The following is an 18463-nucleotide window of genomic DNA, read 5'->3' as shown; positions in this document are numbered from 1 at the left end:
TTGCCGCCGAGTGCGGTGTGGTTGCGGTGGTGGTTGTGATGGGCGTCAGCGTCACCGCGGCTGCCCGCGTCGCCGCGACTGTAATCCGACGTGGTCGCCGAGGTAGGAACTCTTGAACCCGAGACAGCATCTCCTGCCAGGAGATAAGGCCCAGCGGCAGCAATGCCCACCCGGAACAGCGCCAGCCCTCCCCGAGACTCCACTGACTAGCACCGACCCCCGGGACGAGCACAACCGGCTCTCACTACCACCGACACCAAACCGAGGCACTTGGCGGCTGATCATGCTGGGCACAGGTCCTTTACCGGCTGGTCGGGGAGGGTCTGTGCCCAGTGGTGCTCTGTGCTGAGGCGGCAGACGCGTGTGGCGACGTCGTCAGCGTCGGTGTTCCAGACACGGGCGCCGTTGCGGGTGCGGGTTGCCAGCGCGTGTCCTTTGGGAGAGAAGAGCATCTGGGGTGGTGGGCCCTCCTTGAGGGTGGTGTCGGTGAGGATGGCGCGCAGGCGAGCGGTGCGGGTGTTCCACAGTCGTATGCTGCCGACCTCGTTGGCGGTGGTGGCGGCGAGTGTGGAGCCGTCTGGGCTGAAGGCCATCTGCTCGATGAAGCCGGTGTGGCCCCTTAGGACGGCGGTTGTGCGGCGGGTGGCAACGTCCCACACCCGGATGATGCCGTTGTCACTGCTGGCGGCCAGGCTGTGGCCGTCTGGGCTGAAGGCCAGGGACATGTCTCCGTTCTTGGGGCCGGGCAGGGGCGTGACGGCGTGACTGGAGCGGGTGTTCCATAGCTCCGTGGTGCCGGATCTGAGGAGGGCCAGAGCGCGGCCGTCGGGCCGCAGGTCCAGCGTCGCCGAGGGGGATCCACGCAGGATGGCGGTGGTGCGGCGGGCGGCGATGTCCCACACCCGGATGGTGCCGTCGCTGCTGCTGGAGGCCAGAGTGTTCCCGTCAGGAGTAAGCGCCAGTCGCCACACAATTCCGGCGCCCGCTGGGAGAGTGGCGATGCGTCTTCCTGTCGCCAGGCTCCACACGCGTATGACACCGTCGTAACCGGCGACAGCCACGGCGTCGTTGCTGGCCACCGCTGCGGTGAAGGGCTTCGGGACACGGATGGGAGGGCGGGTGCGCGGCCTCGCCGTGGACCAGCGGGCCACTGAGCTGTCGTAGTCGACTGTAAGGAATGCGTGGCGGTCTGCGACGGCTGGCTGTGCAGTGATGACGCCGGAGTGTCCGTTCAGTATGGCGACTGGTCGGTGAGAAGTCACGTTCCACAGGCGGACGGTGGAGTCCTTGCCCGTGGAGGCAAGGGTGTGGCCGTCGGGAGAGAAGGCCAAGGAGCCGAAGATGACGTAGTTGGGCGGCCCTACGTTCAGCGTGGCCAGGGCCTTGCGCGTCTGCGGGCGCCACAGGCGGATGGTGCCGTTGGTGCCCAGGCTGGCAAGGGTACGGCCGTCCGGCGAAAACGCCACGTCCCACACCTGGTAGGTGTGGCCGGACAACGTCGCAAGCAGACGGTGGGAGCGTACGTCCCACAGCTTCACGCTGCGGTCGTTGTTCCCGGTGGCCAGGGTGCGGCCATCGGGGGAGAACGCCACCCCGGTGCCGGTGCGGCCGGCAAGGGTGGCCAGGGTGTTGTGGGAGGACACATCCCACAAGCGGGTCGTGGCCTCGCCCGTGCTGGCCAACATGCGACCGTTGGGCGAGAACGCCACCCGCGCCACCCTATCGCTGTGTCCGGCCAGGAGGGCGCGTTGCCGGTGGGTGCGTGCGTCCCACAGGCGCACTGTGCGATCTCTGCCAGCGCTGGCCAGGGTGCGGCCGTTGGGGGAGAACGCCACCCCTCCGACCTCGCCCGTGTGGCCGGTCAGGGTCGCCAGGAGGCGGTGGGAGCGTGTGTCCCACAGCTTGACGCTGCGGTCCTCACTCGTGGTGGCCAGTGTGCGGCCGTTGGGGGAGAACGCCACCGCGTTGACAGTTCCGGTATGGCCGGTCAGGGTCGCCAGGAGGCGGTGGGAGCGTGTGTCCCCCAGCTTGACGCTGTGGTCGAAGCTCGCCGTGGCCAGGGTGTGGCCCTTTGGTGAAAAGGCCGTCGCTGTCGCTCTCTGGGTGTGCCCGGTGAACTGGTTGGCGTAAAAGTGGGCGTAAGCGCTGAGCAGGCTGCTGCGCGCTTCCGTGGTGGGGGCCTGGCGGTATCCCCGGAGTGCGAGGACCATGGCCGCCTCAGGGCGTTGCTCGCTTAACTGACCTGACCGGGCGGCAAGCTCACGGGAGACAGCCTGACGTCGTTGGTTCTCGGCACCATTACGTTGCTGGAAAGCGACGTAAGTGGCGATGAGAGCCAGGCACAAGAGGGCAGCGAGGGTGATCAGGGTGCGCCGTGTGCGGTGCTTTTGACGCTGACCGAGGGTGATGGAGGCGTCGAGGAAGGCGGCTTCCAGCGGGTTGAGCGCCTCGTGGCCGCGGCTGGGGCCGATAAAGGCTTCCTCGGCCTGGGCAAGGCGGGTGCCGCGGTAGAGGGCGCCGGGGTCCCGGTCCAGTTCGTCCCATGTCTTGGCGGCATCGGTGAGCCGGCGGTGCAGGCGCAGGTGGTCGCGTTCTTCGTTGATCCAGCCGAGCAGCCGCGGCCAGGCGGTGATCAGCGCCTCGTGGGCCAGGCGGACGTATCCGTCGTCGAGGGTCAGCAGCCGGCTGCGGGCGAGGCGGTCGAGTACCACCTCGATCTCGCCTCTTGCGCTGTCGGGTCCGATGGTTGCGAACTCGGAGGTCGGGGTGGGGCGGTGGGTGTCTTCGGTGCCGCTTCCGGGGACGATCAGGCGGAGCAGGGTGCGGCGGGTGAGGGTGGCCTGGGTGGGGGTGAGCTGGTGGTAGGTGTCTTCTGCGGTCTGGGCGATGGCGCCGTGGAGGCCGCCGGCCGCTTCGTAGGCCTGGATCGTCAGTGCCCGGCCGCGTCGACGGCGCCAGGTTTCCATCAGGGCATGGGACATCAGCGGCAGCGCGCCGGATTCATCCTCGACGTCCTTGAGGATGCGGGCGGTCAGCTCGCGTTCGACGATCAGGCCTTGGACGGCCGCGGGTTTGACGATGGCTTCCCTGAGTTCGCCGGGCGCCATGGCACTCACCGGCAGGGCGGCGTCCCGCAGCACAGTGGTCAGGCCTTGGTGCTCCAGACACCGGCCGTAGAAGTCTGCTCGTACCGCGAGGACAACCCGCAGGCGGCTGGAGGGATCACGGGCTTGAAGGAGAGCCTCGAGGAAGGCGGCGCGCTCGGCCGGATCCTGGCAGAGGGTGTAGAGCTCTTCGAACTGGTCAACGACCAGCCAGGTATCGGCCTGCGAACCAGGCGTTTCCTTCGGTGTCAGACGCCGGTCGTCGGAGGAGGGCGGGTGCTCGCCTGGGGTGAGGATACGCACGGCGGCCGGCCGCAGGGCGGGATCGTCGGTGTGACGCAGGCGGGGCACGAGGCCTGCGCGCAATAGGGAGGATTTACCGCTTCCGGAAGCTCCGACGACGGCTGTGACGCGGTGACCGCGAGCTAAGTGCAGGAGGTCGTCGACGAGCTGGTCGCGGCCGAAGAACAGTTCCGCGTCGCCCGGTTCGAAGCGGGCCAGTCCACGGTAGGGGGGATCTGCGTCGTCGTTTTGCGGTCGTGGCCGGCGGGTGAGCTCGGCGTCGGTCTGCTCCCAGCGGTGCTGCCACGCCTCCACGTCCCCGTGGCAGGCGCGCACATAGGCCAGCAGTACCGGCAGGGTCGGCAGACGTTCGCCCGCGGCGGCCTGCGACAGCGTCGCTGCTGAGTAGCCGACGCGCCGTGCCATGGCCCGGTAGGCCGGCGCACCCGCCTCCACTCGCAGCTTGCGTAACTCATAGGCGAAACGCTGCACCGGTCCGTCCTGCGGATCGATCGGATTCTCCGGACGCCCCACTCGGCCGCTCCCCCCCCCCGGATCGCTGCAAGCGTCCCTCCAGCCTATGGGCCAGGCCACCACGCCCACAACGGCACCCTAGACGCGGGGGAACATCAGGCGAATTGATTAGCTGCAGCTCAGAGGGACTGTCAAACAACTCTGCAGCAGGTGGACTTGCTCTTGCCCGGTTGGTTGCCCACCCCGGGGGAGTGGGCAACCGACCCGGTCGCACACCTGCCGCCACGCCGGCGTGGCACACCCAAACCCGCCAGCCAAGCCGCAGGCAACAGGACCATCGAAGGGGGAACCATGCCAAGCAGCACCTCTGCACAAAAAGAGGAAGACGGACGAGCTTTGCCCGGGAATCACACGGGCATCGACGATGGACTCGCACAAGGCGCCGAAGGCCCGACACGCCCCCGCACGCCAGGAGACCCCGGCGGCATCTCGCACCTGACACCCCGCGAGCGCCAAGTCCTCATCCTCATCGGGCAAGCCGCGCCAAATAGGGCAATCAGCCGGCAACTGGCCATCACTGAGCGCACCGTCAAGGCGCACCTCGCCAACCTGATGATGAAGGTCGGCGTCTCCACCCGCATCGAAGCCGCGATCTTCGCCTACGTTCACCATCACGCCATCCGCCGACCGGCCGCCTGACCCAGAGCAGCTGGCGGTGGTTGAGCCAGCGCCCCTCCCTTGTTCCGGGGAGGGGCGCTTATTCGCATCAAGAATCGAGCCGCACAACCGGCGCCGGTAAGGAGCCATTGAGGCGGAAGCCGCTCGCCGGTACAGATAGCACTGCCGCCAGACCGGTAGGCAGCGCACGGCGTGACCATGCCTGGGACGAAAACGCGATGCCCTGCCCGCCGACGTGGGGCGCACCGGGGCCGGACGCCCCGGCAAAGGCGGATGCTCAAGACCGCCCTGCACCAACTCGGCGGCGGCTCTGCGCAGCCCGACACTCACGCTGTCAACAGCCGGCCGGGCCGCTCCGGACGTCTCCGCGCGTGACCTGCGGGTACGCAGCACCATGGGCGAGTGGCATACATGCATGGAGAAGGCTGGCTTCGATCACCCGGACGCACCGGCTCCGCCGGCGACCGGCGAGGGGAGAAGACCGCGCACGCCACACGAACCGAACTCGGCACGGCCCGGACCGATGGGGCATGCAAACGCAGGACGGGGCTGGTAAGGGTGTGGGCAGTGGCCGAGGCACGCACCCAGCACCAGCAGGTCCCGGGAGAACGGCAGCCGCCTGTACGAGGCGAGGGCCAGGAAATGCTTTGGCTGGCGGCCACCCGCCGCATCGTGGCCCCAGAGACGACGAACGGTCTGCTGCGGCCGCATTTCCCCAAGGGAACCGGCCTCGCCGCACACACCCGCGGACCTCTGGATGCTGTCGCCACTGAGCTCAACAGCCGACCACGCGAAACGCTCGGCGGGGAATCCCCAGCCGAGCGTCTGCACGGAATGCTCGCTACCACACGTCAGTGATCATGTGTGGCGACGATCTCTGGAATCCGCCTGGCGTGGGCGGGGCGCTGGTGTGTGCGGGTGTCGGTCAGGCGTTGGTGAGGCTGGCCTTGAAGGTGTTGCCCCAGCCGCTCTGGACGCGCTGCTGCTTGATGATGTCGCTGCCGAAGCCGTCCACGCGCTCGGTGGCCCTCCAGGTGGTCGCGGCGAAGCCGCTGTGGCCCTCCAGGTTGGTCGGCTTGACCTTGCCGCCCGTGATGTTGATCGCCGCGTTGACGTTGGTGAGCTTCGCGCCGACGCCGAGGACCTTGCGGACCTTGCCGTGCTTCGACTCGTACTTCACCCACACCTGCTCGCTCGTCACGGGGATGCTGAAGACCTTCTCCGTCACCGTGAACGCGACCCTGACACTGGCCTTGCGGCCCTGCTTGGTCGTGCTGGTCTGCGTGGCGCGGACGAACTTCACGTCCTTGTTGTGGTTCGTCACCGCCCGCACGGTCTTGTTGCCGCTGGTGTGCCCGCGCATCTGGCCGCCGAAAGCCTTGTAGACAGTGCGGGACTGCAGGTAGCCGAGGAACTTGACCTGCTTGGCCTCCGGCAGCGCACGGAATGCCTTGAGGGTGGCGCGGGCCTCGGGAGTGCGCTGCTTGATCAGATAGGCCACGTACGTGTGCGGGGTGAGCTTGTTCGTCTGCACGGACGCAGATGAGCCCGCGCTTGGTGCCGCGCTGCTGTGTCCCATTGCGGAGGCGGCCGGGGCCAGGACAGCGACGGCGGCGGCGCCGGCGACGGCTGTTGTGCTGATTCGACGGAGTGCGGAACCAGTGTTCATTGCTGTTTCCTTTCCAAGGGTTGGGGCTGTTTGTTTTTCAACCCTAGGAACGGCGAACGGGAAGACGGTATTGGCCTTTGAGACGTATCCCTTTTGGTCATGACAACCGCTGTACATAATCCCCGGCCACTGACCCGACGACTGGCTCCGGGGCCCCTCCGTGCGAGGGTCCGTGCAAACCGATCTTTGAGATAGGCGGGTCGCACTCCTGATGCGCGACTATCGACTCCATCATGGCTGCCCGCCTCCTTGGCCAGGGCTGTGCCTACCTCCTGTCCGCGATGCGCCACTGGGCGAGGCGTTCCAGACCGTCAAGCGCTCCGACCTGTTTACCAGGTCCTTGGCAGGCTGGTGTCCTGACGGCATGGTTCCTCGTTATGGTTGGCTTCCTGCATGACAACGGCCATGCAGGAAGCTGCAGTTGCTTGATAGGGGGATCATGCAGACAGTTAAGAAGACTCGCACCCAGATGGTGTCGGACAACATCTGGTTTTCGTTCGCGGCTTTCCTCTTCGTGTCCTTCCTCGGGTTCACCCTCGGGAAGGGCGAGGCGTGGGGAAAAATTCGCGTGGGTCACCTACTTCGCGGGATGGGTGCCGCCGCTTGGCATGCTTGTCTGGCATGCCATCAGGAATAAGAAGATCAACGACGGAGCGCCGGTGATCTTCGGGATTCTCGCCGTGTTCGGGATCGTTTGATGGCTCAACCACAGTGACACTTTTCCGCTGTGAGGCCTCGAACGCAGGGACATCGTCTATCCGGCCCATACCCGAAGGGCCAATAGCCTCCAGTCAGCGCACAGCGTGATGATTCCTTCTGCCCGCCTAGAAACGCTAGGCGGGGAAAGGCCATTCGTGCACCGCACGGCAGCGGCCTCACTCCACACAGCAGGGGGAACCTATGCGTAACAAACTCCGAGTAGCAGCAGCAACGGTCACGGCTGCCGTCGCCCTGGGCGCCGCCGCCCCGATGGCGTCGGCCGCCGAAGCCAACCGCGCTCCGGCTGTCTCCTCGGTGCAGACGACGGCGAACAGTGCCGCCGCTCATGGAAGCAGCATCGAAACGCTGCGGTCCGCCGCCGCGTCGACGGTCGCTGTCGCCACGATCGACGCCAAGAGCGGCGTCCAGGCGAAGAAGAAGATCGGCGGTGTTGCTGGGCAGATCGCCAGCCGGATCTTCGCCAAGTACGGCAAGAGCGCCGCTAAGAAGATCGCCAAGACTTGGAAGAGCTACCGCAAGTGGGTGAACGGGCTCTCCAACTGGAACCCCCTCAAGTGGCTCATCAAGGCCGCTGGCCATGAGATCCAGTACCAGATCTACCTCGCTCTGCGGGGCATGGCCTACTAAGGGACCGTTTCGGTAGGGCTGCCCTCTTCTGGGTGGTTCACTACTGGTGTACCTGTGGGGCGTCGGCTGCGGTCTGACGCCCCACATCGCACTGTGCCCACCGAAACGGGGAGCTTGACCTCCGGTCAGGGCCACAGACAAAGCAGCCGTATCTGCCGAGGAAATGGCTGACGGGTGGGAGGATGCAGGTCCTCGCTCTACGACAGCGCCAATCGCCCTCGGTCAACGCGGGGCGCTAGGTGTGTTGTCCGGGGAGGTTGGTGACGCGGCTGGCTGGGGTGTGGCCGCTGATTCCGGTGTGGGGTCGGTGGTAGTTGTACCAGTCCAGCCAGTCGGGAAACGCTGCCTGCCGTTCGGCGTGTGAGGTGTAGGGCCGGTGGTAGGCCCATTCGTCGAGCAGGGTGCGGTGGAAGCGCTCGACCTTGCCGTTGGTCTGGGGCCGCCAGGGACGCGTCCAGCGCGGTTGGATGCCCAGGTCGCGGCAGGTCCGGCGCCAGGTGTTCTTGGTGTAGGCCCAGGCGTTGTCGGTGAGCACGCGTTCGACGGTGACGCCGCGGGCGGCGAACCAGGCCGCCGCGCGGGTGAGGAAGCCCGCGCAGGTGGCCGCCTTCTCGTCGGGCAGGTCTTCGGTGTAGGCGAGACGGGAGTGGTCGTCCAGGGCGGTGTGCAGGTAGGCGAGCCCGGCTCCGTTGCGGTTCTTGCGTCCGGCTGCCCGGCCGAGGACTTTGTGGCCGCCGCCGTCGGGAATGCGGCCGAGTTTTTTGACGTCGACGTGGATCAATTCGCCTGGCCGGGACCGCTCGTAGCGGCGCACGGGCTGGCCGGTGGCCCGGTCCAGCGCGGCCAGGGGCGGCAGGCCGTGGCGTTTGAGAATCCGGTGGGCGGTGGAAGCGGCGACGCCTGCGCGAGCGGCCAGTCGCAGCGGGCCGATCCGGTGCTCGCGGCGCAACCTGACGACCTTCTCCTCCACCGCTGCAGACGCGCGGCGAGGCTGATGGTGAGGACTGCTGGAGCGGTCCTCCATCCCCGCGTGACCATGCAGTTGGTAGCGGCCGGCCCAGCGTGCAGCTGTCGTGTGGCTGACCTGGAACCGTTCCGCGGCACGGCGCAACGGCCAGCCGTCATCCACGACGCACCGGGCCAGACGCAGCCTGCCGGTCGGCGTCAGCGGGGCGTTACGGTGGGACATGAGGGCCTCCTGCACTCGGCGGTAGATGTCGCAATCCCCACCGAGCCAGAAGGCCCTCACCTCGTTCAAGCACCGTGAAGGAATGTCGCCCGTCACCAACGTGCCGGGACAGCACAACTAGGGCATGTATCGAAAGTGGATCTTGAGTGATGAATGATCGTGGTTCATGGCGCGGGGAGATCTCACGGATGCACAGTGGGCGGTGCTGGAGCCGTTGTTGCCCAAGGGAGCGAAGGTGGGACGGCCGCCCATCTGGCCCCGGCGGCAGCTGATCGACGGCATACGGTTCCGGGTCCGGACAGGAGTTCCTTGGCGGGATGTGCCCGTCGAGTATGGCCGTGGGGCCGGATCTACGATCTTTTCCGCCGATGGCAACGAGACGGCACCTGGCACCGGGTTCCTCACCCGACTTCAGTCCCAGGCCGACGCGAAGGGCGGGATCAGGTGGGACCTGAGCGTCGATTCCACAGTGTGTCGCGCCCATCAGCATGCGGCAGGGGCCAGGAAGCAGGGGGACCTACAGAAGGAACCGCCGGGCGGAGTGCTGCCCGAGCCCTGTGATCACGGACTGGGACGCTCACGTGGCGGGTTCACCACCAAGCTGCACGTGGCGGTCGAGCGGGGCCACAAGCCCATGTCGATCGTGGTGACGGCCGGGCAGCGCGGCGACTCGCCGCAATTCGAGACCGTGCTGGAGAATGTCCGCGTACCCCGCATCGGATCGGGCCGACCACGCGTCCGCCCCGATCGAGTACGCGCCGATCGGGCGTACTCCTCCCGCAAGAACCGCGCCTACCTGCGCCGCCGTGGAATCCGCTGCACCATTCCATACAAGGCTGACCAGGCCCGTAACCGGAGGAAGCTCGGCTCCCGTGGTGGCCGACCGCCTCGTTTCGATGCGGTGGATTACCGGGAGCGCCATGCGGTCGAGTGCGGGATCAACCGACTGAAAAGGCACCGGGCAGTGGCCACGAGGTACGACAAGCTCTCCGTCCGCTACGAGGCGACAGTGCTGGTCGCAGCCGTGAACGAGTGGCTGTGACCAGCACCGTCACAACGACCCTCAGACGACGTCGAATTCGTTGCCCTCGGGGTCCTGCATGGCGGCGACGTAGAGCCCCATGTCCGGCTCATCGTTGATCTGCAGCACGGTGGCACCAGCTTTGACCAGCCGTTCCACCGTAGCCTTCACGCGCTGTGTGCGGACGTCCAGTGGGACGTCACGGCCCCCACCGACCTTCAGATCGAAGTGCCACCGGTTCTTGGCGACCTTCGGCTCCGGAACCGGCTGGAACCACACCCTCGGTCCACGTCCCGCGGGATCGATGATCGACTCCGGAGTATCCCCGGCACCGGCCGGCAGCTCTGCCTCGGGCACCCCCACCGCCGCCCAGTAGGCACGCCACGTGGCGTGCCCGCCCGGCGGCGGCTCAGGCACGTAGCCCAGGGCCTCGGCCCAGAAGGTCACCATTCTCTGCGGATCGGCGCAGTCGATCGCCAGCTGCACTGTCATCTCCATGCTCTGAGCATCCCGGGCAGGTCTGACAGACGATCCACTTTCGCAACAGGCCCTACTGTAGGTCGTGTCCGCAAAGTCAGGGGAGCCAGAGTTGTAGGCAGGCGAGGGTGACCATGGTTTTGTAGTGGCGGGTGGGTAGGGCTTTGTGGTGCTTGAGTTTGTTGAAGCAGCGTTCGACGACGTTGCGGCGGCGGTAGGCGGTCCGGTCGAGGCGGCAGAGGCTCTCGCCTCTGCGGATGCGGCCGTTGATCTGGTCGATCCGTTCCGGAATCGCGGCTTTGATCCCGCGTTTGCGCAAGTAGGCGCGGATTTTGGTGGACGAGTAGCCCTTGTCCGCGGCCACACGGTCAGGTCTTGTCCGTGGGCGGTCGGGCCCGCATCGCTGGATGCGGACGGCTGCCATCACTGCCTCGAACTGGGTGCAGTCGTTGACGTTTCCGGCGGTGAGGGTGAAGGCCAGGGGCTGGCCGTGTCCGTCGCAGGCGAGGTGGATCTTGGTGGTCAGTCCGCCGCGGGATCTGCCGATGGCCTCGCCCGGCCAGTCCTGCCCCTTTTTCGGGCCCCGGCCGCGTGCTGGTGAGCCCGCACGGTCGTGGAGTCGATGCACACCAGGGAACCAGTCGACCGTGCCGACGGCGTCGGAATGCTGCTGGACGTGGGCCAGCAGGCGGTCCCAGGTGCCGTCGGCCGACCAGCGGCGGAAGCGTTCATAGACCGTCTTCCACAGTCCGTACCGTTCGGGCAGGTCCCGCCAGGCGGCCCGCTGGACAGCTTCCACAGAATGCCGTTGACCACCTGCCGCCGGTCACGGACCGGCCGCCTCATCCGCGACGGCGCCAGCAACGGCTCGATCGCCGCCCACGATTCATCAGTCAGCTCATGTCGACGCACCACGAACAGACCAACGACTTAACGACTTTGCGGACACGACCTAGGGCAGGGTGGCTGCCAGCCGCCGTGCACCCCGAGTTGCGGCAGCGACGGGTTCATGATCGGCGTCACGGAAACCTTGATTTGTGCCGCACTACGCGGCCGGTGACATCAGCTCACGAGCCGGCCCAGGAGCGAGTGGACAGGACCAGCAGGTATCCATCCGGATCCCGTACGCGCTTCGTCTCGGGATCGTTGTGTGCTTGGTGACGGGGCTTCTAGGCTGGCGGGCAAGCACAGAAGATCTTTGGGGGAGTTGAGTGGGGCGTCCGGAGAATCCGATCGATCCGCAGGACGGTCCGGTACAGCGTTTCGCCTATGAGTTACGCAAGCTCCGGGACGAGGCGGGTGCGCCGGCTTACCGGGCCATGGCTCGGCGCGCGGGCTACTCCGCGGCAACGCTGTCGCAGGCCGCCGCCGGCGAACGCCTGCCGACCCTGCCGGTGCTCCTGGCGTACGTGCGGGCCTGCGGCGGTGACGAGGGGGAGTGGCGGCGCCGTTGGACGGAGGCCGACGAGGCGGTATCCCAGCAGCCCCGTCCGCCGGAGGAGGACACCGATCCGCCCTACCGGGGGCTGGTCCGCTTCGAGCCGGGTGATGCGGAGCTGTTCTTCGGCCGTGACGAGCTGACGGCGCAACTGGCCGGCACCGCCCGCCGGCACCGTGTCACCGCGCTGGTGGGCGCCTCTGGCAGCGGCAAGTCCTCACTGCTGCGCGCCGGGCTCGTCCCCGGCCTGCGCTCCACAGACGGTGCCGCCCATCAGACGCCGGCCGCTGTGCGCATCCTCACCCCTGGCGCGCACCCCATGGCGCACCCCAAACGTCTGGAACCGGCCGCCGGGCCCGGGGAAACCTGGCTGCTGGTGGACCAGTTCGAAGAGCTGTTCACCGTCTGCAGCGACGACACGGAACGCGGGGCCTTCCTGGAGCGACTGCTGGCCGCGCGCGACGAGACCAGCCGACTACGCGTGGTCTTGGCCGTACGGGCCGACTTCTTCGGCCACTGCGCCGCCCACCGGAACCTGGCGGCTGCTCTCAAGGACACTGCGGTACTGGTCGGCCCCATGGACAAGGACCAGCTACGGGCAGCCATCGTGAGGCCGGCCGTATCCCGTGGACTGATCGTCGAACGGGACCTGACCGCCCGCATCATCGAAGACGTCGGGGACGAACCCGGCGCCCTGCCGCTGATGTCCCATGCCCTGATGGAAACCTGGCGCCGCCGGCGAGGACGGACGCTGACCACCCAGGCGTATGAAGCCGCCGGCGCTCTGCACGGCTCCATCGCCCGCACCGCCGAAGACGCCTACCACCAGCTCACCCCAGCCCAGGCCACCCTCGCCCGCCACATCCTGCTGCGCCTCATCGCGCCGGGAAACGGCACCCAGGACACCCACCGCCCCACCACCCGCACCGAATTCGCAACCACTGAGCCCCACACCGAACAAGCACAGACCGAGACCGACGCGGTCCTCAACCGCCTCGCCCACAGCCGGCTGCTCACCCTCGACGACGGCCACGTCCGCCTCACACACGAAGCACTGATCACCGCCTGGCCCCGGCTCCACAGCTGGATCATCGACGAGCGCGACCGCATCCGCCTGCACCGCCAGCTCACCCGCGACGCCACCAGCTGGCAGGAACTCGACCGCGACCCCGGAACCCTCTACCGCGGCACCCGACTCACTCGCGCAGAAGAAGCATTCGCAGACCAAGCACGCAGCGCACTCAACGCCCTCGAAACCGCATTCCTCGACGCCGCAATCGCAGCCCGCGGGGCAGAGCGAGAGCACGCCGCCCGGGCGGCACGCCGGTCACGCCGAGCTGTCGCGGCCCTCGCCGCGCTGTGTGCCCTGGCCTTGGTGGTGGGCGCCGTTGCTTGGGACCAGAAGCAGAACAGCGACCAGCAGCACATCCAGGCCGAAGGGCGTCGCATCGCCACAGTCGCTGTCAGCCTCCGCACTACAGACCCATTAGCCGCCATGCGGCTCAGCATCGCCGCATGGCATCTCGCCCACACCCCCGAAACGCACGGAGCACTCCTGTCAGCGGCCCTCTCACAACGCGAGCAGGACGCCATGGCATTTCCCGACGGTGTCGGACAGGACAATGCGATTCTCAGCGGTGACGGGCGTACTCTGCTTCAGAGCGGCAAAGACCGCATAAGGCGCTGGGACGTACGTACACACCACGAACTCCCGCCGATCAACACCACACATCTAAAGGGCTCTGACGCTTCCGCCATTGGGGCCGTCACACGTGACGGCCGGGTGGCCGCGGGCAGCGACGACCACGGCGTGTACGTGTACGCCTCCCTGGCGCCGAGCGGAGGAGGACTCCTCTCTATCTGGGCTCGGCACACGCCTTCAGCCGCAGTGGTCGGACATTGCTGATGTTCAACGAAAAAACCATCCAACTCTGGGACTGGCGGCATCAGCGCCTTCTCTTCAAACACGGCATTTCCGGCATGCATGGAAACCCTGGTCCCAACCAGTTCACATTGGCGGTGAGCCCGGACAGCAGATACGTATCCTTCTGTGATCAAGGTGACCCGCAGGAGGTATGGGATGTGACCAGAAACCGAAGGATGCCGATTTCTTCCGCGCGGTCAAACCCGCTAAAGCACTGCGCTGAAGAGGACTTGGTTCAGTTCGCCGGGGATAGCCGGGGCCTGCTGACGAACAAGTACGGTCACGGCGCCACGATGACGGATATCGTCTCGGGCCGCACGCAATGGCGGGTAAAGCACTCGGGGCTGCAGGAGATGAATCTGAGCGAAGATGGAAGACTCCTAGTCGGACTAGATTCCGACGAAATCCTGGTGTGGCGTACTAGTCGCACCCAAGCCCCAGTCATGCGCTATCCCATCCCCAATGTGAACGTGACCCAGCTGCGGCTTGACCCCGGAGGTAAAGCAATCCGATACATGGGAGGAGGGGCGGTCCGCACCATCTCACTCAACAGCCCGTTCAGGGTAGTACTGAACGGACCAAAGGTCATTGCCGCGAAGTTCAGCCCTGACGGAAGGAAGCTGGTCACAGCCCGTGAGGCTAGGGGAATGACACAGTTTCAGTTGCTGGACGCGCGCAAGGGAAAGCCCCTGAGTGGCCGTCTGGCCATGCCTTGCGAGCCACCAACCAATACATACTGCGAAACATCCCTGCTCCCTGCCCTACGGCCTGACGGAGGCCTACTCGCCTCCGGAGACGGCAGCCAACTGGGGCGTCTGTACTTATGGGACTCACACACACGCAAGCGAGTCCCGATTCCAAAAGAGCTAACAGATAAGTCAAGAGAAGGCCCGGCCCCCCTCTTTACCGCTGACGGCAAATCATTGCTCGCTGCTGACCGAAACCGCGGACGCCTCAGATCTTGGGACATGGGCCAGCGCACAGTCCGAGACTTGGGTCTCAAAGGTATGCCTCTAGCAGTGCACCCGGACGGTCGTCTCCTCGTCACCGGGACGGTGGCCGACGAAGGTCGTCTGATCGACCTCAACACGCACCAAACCCTCCGGCAATCCCTGACCGGCGGACATATCAGATCTGCTGCCTTCAGCCAAGACGGTCGCTTCCTGGCCGTTGGCGATACTGAAGGACGAGTCACTCTCTGGGACGGACAGGGCCACCACCGACTCGGGCAACTTCCCGCTACCAACAGCGGAACACTCGGGTCCATCCAGGAAGTGGTAACAGCAGTCGCGTTCACATCCGACGGAAAGACGCTGGCCACTGCCGGAGAAAGAGGGACACTCAGGCTGTGGGACACAGGCTCCAATCAGCCCCTGGGCAATGCCATCGCCACCACAACCGGTGACGCGATCCTCGCTCTCGCCTTCTCTCCAGACAGCAGAACCCTGCGCACAGCAGGGCCACACGCCCCCCTGAACGCCTACTCAATAGCCCCGGAAAGCACAGCTCGAACCCTTTGCCAACGCGCCCGCGGCGGCCTCACTCCAACCCAATGGCGCTCATACCTGCCCAGCATCCCGTATCGCACCACCTGCTGAACCAGTTCGAAGGCAACGGCTCCGCACATCGGCTGCTCTACACAGCGCCGAGAAGTTCGCCAGCGGCGGTGACCAGCTCGTCGGCGGCGCTGTTGGCACGGGCGCGGGCGGTGTCGAGTGCGGCCTGGTCGGTGGCGTTGCGCATGGCGTAGGTGGCGTCGGCGGCGGCTTTGGCGGTGCTGGCCAGGGCGGGGAGCAGGACGGTGGCGCGGACGGCGGGGGCGGTGATCGCGGCGCGGGTGGTGTGCGAGGCGGGGGCATGGAGCCGCAGTTGGCCAGAACTTCCTGTGCCGGGCGGCTCAGCCGCCTGCGTCCACTCCCCCCTCATCGGACAACCATGGCAGATGAACGAAACCTCTCGGACGACCTGACCTGCTGCGGGCCGCGCCCGGGCCATCGGATCGGGTGGCACCTGCCCGCTAGATCCTGAAGAGGGCTCCTGGCGGCACTTCATCACCATGCGCGAGGAAGAAGTCACGCACGACGACTTTCGTACCTTCCTTGCCGCTCCGCCCCTCAAGGGCCTCGGGGCCAGCGAGGGCATCATCTGCCGCGTGGTCGACCACGACATCGCCCTGCTCGACCGGCACTTCGCCTAGCCCCTCAGTCACCCGGCTCGAACGCCCGACTAAACGGCCCAAACATGTCTAATACGCATAGTTCCTGTTCCGTCGGCACAACCCGCGCCGCTGGCCGACGCGAACTCCGCAAGCACGCCTCCACCTGCTAGAGAAGTCACCACCGGCAGCCTCAGCATCAGCAAGGCGCTCATCGAGGCCGGACTGCGCGAACGCACCGTCTCCGTACCAGTCTCCCGTCCGGACAATGCCGCCGACGTGCTGCGACGACACCTCACCCCCGTCCAGCTGGCCGACCTGGCTCAGCCCCACACGGCCCAAGCCCCACCGATTGACCGGACGCCCGCTGGCAACGCCACCGCACCGCGGGCCTTGCCCCCAGTTCCAGGCGGCCCCCTCAGCGCGGTCAGCGCCCCGTCCAGTGGAGCGGTGTCACTCCAGGTCGTCGAAGAGGGAGTCCTGGACCGGAGGTGCGTTGCGCGGGCGGGGGAGGGGCTTGCGCTTGTGCGGAGGCGGGGGAGGAGTGCCGGCGGCGCCGTCGGTCAGGGCGTGCTGGCAGGCGGCCCGCAGGTCCGGCAGCTGCATCTGCGCGCCCATCAGGCCGAGAAAGTCCGCGACGCTCCAGTCGATGAGTGCGCCTTGGCGGGAGAGGTACAGGCCCACAGTGTCGATGCTGTAGTTGTCGCTGTAGTCCAGCAGAAGGTAGCCGGCCAGCTGGTAGAGCTCTGCGCGGCCCATGCGCTCTGGGCGGATGGTGGCCTTGCAGTCCACCAGCGCTCCGGCCAGGACGAAGTCGGCGTCGGCTCCGCCCACGTGCCGGCTGCCCTCGAAGACCGGCCCGCAGATTCGTTCAGGTGCGGCCAGCTGCCGCAGACGGTCGAACGGGCCGGGTTGCGCCGCGAGTTCCATCTGCCGGCGAATGTCGTCGACGATGTAGGACGGCACGGCAGCGACCATGTCATCCAGGGACGCGCCGGGCAGGGTGAGGCCCAGAGTGTTGCCACGTACCCAGCCCACGTGGCGGAAGATCGCTTCGAAGCTGGAGGCGAGGTGACACAGTCGAATGAGACGGTCCTCGGCCTCATCTTCCAGCGCCAGCGGCTGACTTTCCTCGCTTTCGTACTTGCACAGTTCTTCTAGCAGCACCGTCCCCGCGGCCTGCACCGTGTCGATGACGTCGCGACTCGGCCATCCGTCATCATCGATGACTGCCCGCACCACGCCTTCGCTGATCGGTGCGCCCGTGGGCGCTCCGAGACTGATCCTCAGCCGGTGATCGATGGTGTGGCCCAGCATCCGGTACTCCGGACGCTGCCCCGCACCGGCTGCCGGCTTCACCGGCGCGGGATAGCGCGCCAGCCGCGCACGGTAGTCGCTTAACGCGTCCTCGGGTGCAGGCAGATGTTCGGCGAGGAACCGGGACATCGCCGAAGTGGGGTCCTTGAGACAGGAGGTGAGACTCATGCGTGCATCGTGCCGCACACCGCAGACACCGCGGCCGACTGCCGCAGCAGGTACTGGAGGGTAGCCGAGACTTTGCGTCATCCCTTTTCACGCGGCGCCACACCCGTTGTCAGACCCTGCCCCTACAGTGCCCCGCCTCTGCCGCGTCGCAGGGTAGGCGGGTGCGAAATCGCCACGGCCAACTTGCGCACTGACGTGGGAAGACGTCTCAACCAGACGCGCTGCAGGGCCGCTTGGCAGCCGGGGCGGACCCGGGCACTCGGTGGGTGCCTGACAGGCACTACGCGCGTTGCATCCCTGGCTGCGCACCGCGGACGAATGACCGGAAAGATCTTGCGGGGCGCGGTCGCGCCCTATGTTCGAGCCGTTCGATGAACCACCCGCATCCCGCACATCTGGCCAGCAACGCCTCCAACACCGCCCAGGTGTCGGACATTTCCCATCTTGCCGCCGCCCTCACCGAGGCAGCCTAAGGGCGGCGCATCCGACTGCGCCGCGCTCCACCTCTCGGGCAGCGCCACAAGAACGAGACCCCCACCCAGCCCCCGGCCCTGTCGGTACACGTGCTGTGCCTGCCATGACGCCACACGGGCTGCCGGACGAACCAAGGAGGATCATGGGCTTCGGCAAATTTGGCGCTCAAGGCGTCCACGGTGCCACAGCACTGGCGATCGCACTGGACAGAAGAGCCTTCGCAGGCGATCGCTGGAAGACGCCGGAGGAGAAACTCAGGCGCGCACTGATCTACCTCACCCGATCAGCAGCCGGCTACCGGGCCATGGAGGACGCGGGCATCGCAACCGATGCCCGCACGCTCAGCGCGTGGCTGTCCCAGACCCGCAACCCCAACCGGGACCGACAGGCCCGCCTGGAGACCGCCTACCAGACACTGCGCCGACGCAACATCGCGCCGGCCCTGACTCGGCAACTGAACGCGAACGGCGGCACCCGCATCGAGATCTACCCCGTGGATGAAGCTGAGGTCGAAGTGCGCCACCGCCGTGTCGCGCCGTGGCGCCACAAGAACATCTACCGCTGGAACACCATCGTGGCCGCGTGGTCGGTGGGGGACCAGATGCGCTTGGCCGCGGCGTGGGAGTACACCATCTGCGACCTGGACTCGGACTGGCGCAGGTACGAGTACGTCTCCCACATCGGCATGCCCTGACCCCGCCGGTCCGCTCGCCTCGCAGCCCTTCATGTCATCAGGAGCGTCCCCA

14 protein-coding genes and 2 pseudogenes are annotated in these 18463 nt (G+C 66.9%); 8 read left to right on the top strand and 8 right to left on the bottom strand.

The window, feature by feature from the left end; all coding sequences use genetic code 11:
- Positions 1 to 281: 281 nt before the first annotated feature.
- Positions 282 to 3920, bottom strand: coding sequence for an nSTAND1 domain-containing NTPase (locus NUT86_RS00285; protein WP_274732574.1), 3639 nt, complete (start codon positions 3918 to 3920; stop codon positions 282 to 284).
- Positions 3921 to 4211: 291 nt separating this feature from the next.
- Here NUT86_RS00285 and NUT86_RS00280 point away from each other — a divergent pair, with 291 nt between their 5' ends.
- Both NUT86_RS00280 and NUT86_RS00275 read left to right on the top strand, forming a co-directional pair.
- Positions 4212 to 4559 carry a helix-turn-helix domain-containing protein gene (locus NUT86_RS00280; protein ID WP_274732572.1) on the top strand — a complete coding sequence of 116 codons (348 nt, stop codon included), beginning with the start codon at positions 4212 to 4214 and terminating at the stop codon, positions 4557 to 4559.
- 660 nt (positions 4560 to 5219) lie between these two features.
- Positions 5220 to 5396 (top strand): annotated as a pseudogene (locus NUT86_RS00275) (IS30 family transposase); the annotation flags it as partial.
- A 67-nt stretch (positions 5397 to 5463) separates the two neighbouring features.
- On the opposite strand, the gene NUT86_RS00270 reads toward NUT86_RS00275, so the two are convergent.
- Positions 5464 to 6072 carry a hypothetical protein gene (locus NUT86_RS00270; RefSeq protein WP_274732571.1) on the bottom strand — a complete coding sequence of 203 codons (609 nt, stop codon included), beginning with the start codon at positions 6070 to 6072 and terminating at the stop codon, positions 5464 to 5466.
- Between the two features lie 1035 nt (positions 6073 to 7107).
- Between NUT86_RS00270 and NUT86_RS00265 the strand changes: the two genes are divergently transcribed.
- Positions 7108 to 7554: a hypothetical protein gene (locus NUT86_RS00265; RefSeq protein WP_274732569.1), complete on the top strand. Its 447-nt coding sequence runs from the start codon at positions 7108 to 7110 to the stop codon at positions 7552 to 7554.
- Positions 7555 to 7789: 235 nt separating this feature from the next.
- Here the strand turns inward: NUT86_RS00265 and NUT86_RS00260 are convergent, their stop codons facing one another.
- Positions 7790 to 8743 (bottom strand): IS481 family transposase, encoded by a 954-nt coding sequence (locus NUT86_RS00260; protein WP_274732567.1) that lies wholly within the window; start codon positions 8741 to 8743, stop codon positions 7790 to 7792.
- Positions 8744 to 8909: 166 nt separating this feature from the next.
- Between NUT86_RS00260 and NUT86_RS00255 the strand changes: the two genes are divergently transcribed.
- Positions 8910 to 9785 carry an IS5 family transposase gene (locus NUT86_RS00255; protein WP_274732565.1) on the top strand — a complete coding sequence of 292 codons (876 nt, stop codon included), beginning with the start codon at positions 8910 to 8912 and terminating at the stop codon, positions 9783 to 9785.
- Between the two features lie 21 nt (positions 9786 to 9806).
- Here NUT86_RS00255 and NUT86_RS00250 read toward each other — a convergent pair whose 3' ends face one another.
- The 3 genes and pseudogenes from NUT86_RS00250 to NUT86_RS00240 all read right to left on the bottom strand — a co-directional run.
- Positions 9807 to 10262: a VOC family protein gene (locus NUT86_RS00250; protein WP_274732564.1), complete on the bottom strand. Its 456-nt coding sequence runs from the start codon at positions 10260 to 10262 to the stop codon at positions 9807 to 9809.
- Between the two features lie 76 nt (positions 10263 to 10338).
- On the bottom strand, positions 10339 to 10989 hold the full coding sequence (locus NUT86_RS00245) for an IS5 family transposase (RefSeq protein ID WP_274740337.1): 651 nt from the start codon (positions 10987 to 10989) through the stop codon (positions 10339 to 10341).
- A pseudogene (locus NUT86_RS00240) lies at positions 10987 to 11087 on the bottom strand (transposase); the annotation flags it as partial. The gene NUT86_RS00245 and the pseudogene NUT86_RS00240, both read right to left, overlap by 3 nt.
- A gap of 365 nt (positions 11088 to 11452) precedes the next feature.
- On the opposite strand from NUT86_RS00240, the gene NUT86_RS00235 reads away from it, so the two are divergent.
- On the top strand, positions 11453 to 13585 hold the full coding sequence (locus NUT86_RS00235) for an nSTAND1 domain-containing NTPase (protein WP_274732563.1): 2133 nt from the start codon (positions 11453 to 11455) through the stop codon (positions 13583 to 13585).
- Positions 13585 to 15201, top strand: a complete 1617-nt coding sequence (locus NUT86_RS40410; protein ID WP_342456213.1) for a WD40 repeat domain-containing protein — start codon at positions 13585 to 13587, stop codon at positions 15199 to 15201. Before NUT86_RS00235 ends, NUT86_RS40410 begins: the two co-directional genes overlap by 1 nt.
- A 37-nt stretch (positions 15202 to 15238) precedes the next feature.
- Here the strand turns inward: NUT86_RS40410 and NUT86_RS00225 are convergent, their stop codons facing one another.
- Positions 15239 to 15529 carry a hypothetical protein gene (locus tag NUT86_RS00225; RefSeq protein WP_274732562.1) on the bottom strand — a complete coding sequence of 97 codons (291 nt, stop codon included), beginning with the start codon at positions 15527 to 15529 and terminating at the stop codon, positions 15239 to 15241.
- A gap of 130 nt (positions 15530 to 15659) precedes the next feature.
- On the opposite strand from NUT86_RS00225, the gene NUT86_RS00220 reads away from it, so the two are divergent.
- On the top strand, positions 15660 to 15800 hold the full coding sequence (locus NUT86_RS00220) for a hypothetical protein (protein WP_274732560.1): 141 nt from the start codon (positions 15660 to 15662) through the stop codon (positions 15798 to 15800).
- Between the two features lie 411 nt (positions 15801 to 16211).
- Here the strand turns inward: NUT86_RS00220 and NUT86_RS00215 are convergent, their stop codons facing one another.
- The gene (locus NUT86_RS00215; protein ID WP_274732558.1) at positions 16212 to 17204 is read right to left on the bottom strand and encodes a hypothetical protein; all 993 of its coding nucleotides are present in this window, start codon (positions 17202 to 17204) and stop codon (positions 16212 to 16214) included.
- A gap of 655 nt (positions 17205 to 17859) precedes the next feature.
- On the opposite strand from NUT86_RS00215, the gene NUT86_RS00210 reads away from it, so the two are divergent.
- Positions 17860 to 18411: a transcriptional regulator gene (locus NUT86_RS00210; protein ID WP_274732556.1), complete on the top strand. Its 552-nt coding sequence runs from the start codon at positions 17860 to 17862 to the stop codon at positions 18409 to 18411.
- Positions 18412 to 18463 lie beyond the last annotated feature (52 nt).

Origin of the sequence: Streptomyces sp. G7(2002) (assembly GCF_028870195.1) — a bacterium.
Classification (GTDB): domain Bacteria; phylum Actinomycetota; class Actinomycetes; order Streptomycetales; family Streptomycetaceae; genus Streptomyces; species Streptomyces nigrescens.
The sequence above is the reverse complement of the archived record's forward strand: the minus strand, read 5'-3'. Positions and strand labels throughout refer to the sequence as shown.

Excerpts from the sequence above, each read along its gene's own strand:
- NUT86_RS00280 (WP_274732572.1), top strand. The coding sequence starts at position 4,212 with ATGCCAAGCAGCACCTCTGCACAAAAAGAGGAAGACGGACGAGCTTTG.
- NUT86_RS00265 (WP_274732569.1), top strand. The coding sequence starts at position 7,108 with ATGCGTAACAAACTCCGAGTAGCAGCAGCAACGGTCACGGCTGCCGTC.
- NUT86_RS00260 (WP_274732567.1), bottom strand. The coding sequence starts at position 8,743 with ATGTCCCACCGTAACGCCCCGCTGACGCCGACCGGCAGGCTGCGTCTG.
- NUT86_RS00255 (WP_274732565.1), top strand. The coding sequence starts at position 8,910 with ATGGCGCGGGGAGATCTCACGGATGCACAGTGGGCGGTGCTGGAGCCG.
- NUT86_RS00250 (WP_274732564.1), bottom strand. The coding sequence starts at position 10,262 with ATGGAGATGACAGTGCAGCTGGCGATCGACTGCGCCGATCCGCAGAGA.
- NUT86_RS40410 (WP_342456213.1), top strand. The coding sequence starts at position 13,585 with ATGTTCAACGAAAAAACCATCCAACTCTGGGACTGGCGGCATCAGCGC.
- NUT86_RS00225 (WP_274732562.1), bottom strand. The coding sequence starts at position 15,529 with ATGAGGGGGGAGTGGACGCAGGCGGCTGAGCCGCCCGGCACAGGAAGT.
- NUT86_RS00220 (WP_274732560.1), top strand. The coding sequence starts at position 15,660 with ATGCGCGAGGAAGAAGTCACGCACGACGACTTTCGTACCTTCCTTGCC.
- NUT86_RS00215 (WP_274732558.1), bottom strand. The coding sequence starts at position 17,204 with ATGTCCCGGTTCCTCGCCGAACATCTGCCTGCACCCGAGGACGCGTTA.
- NUT86_RS00210 (WP_274732556.1), top strand. The coding sequence starts at position 17,860 with ATGGGCTTCGGCAAATTTGGCGCTCAAGGCGTCCACGGTGCCACAGCA.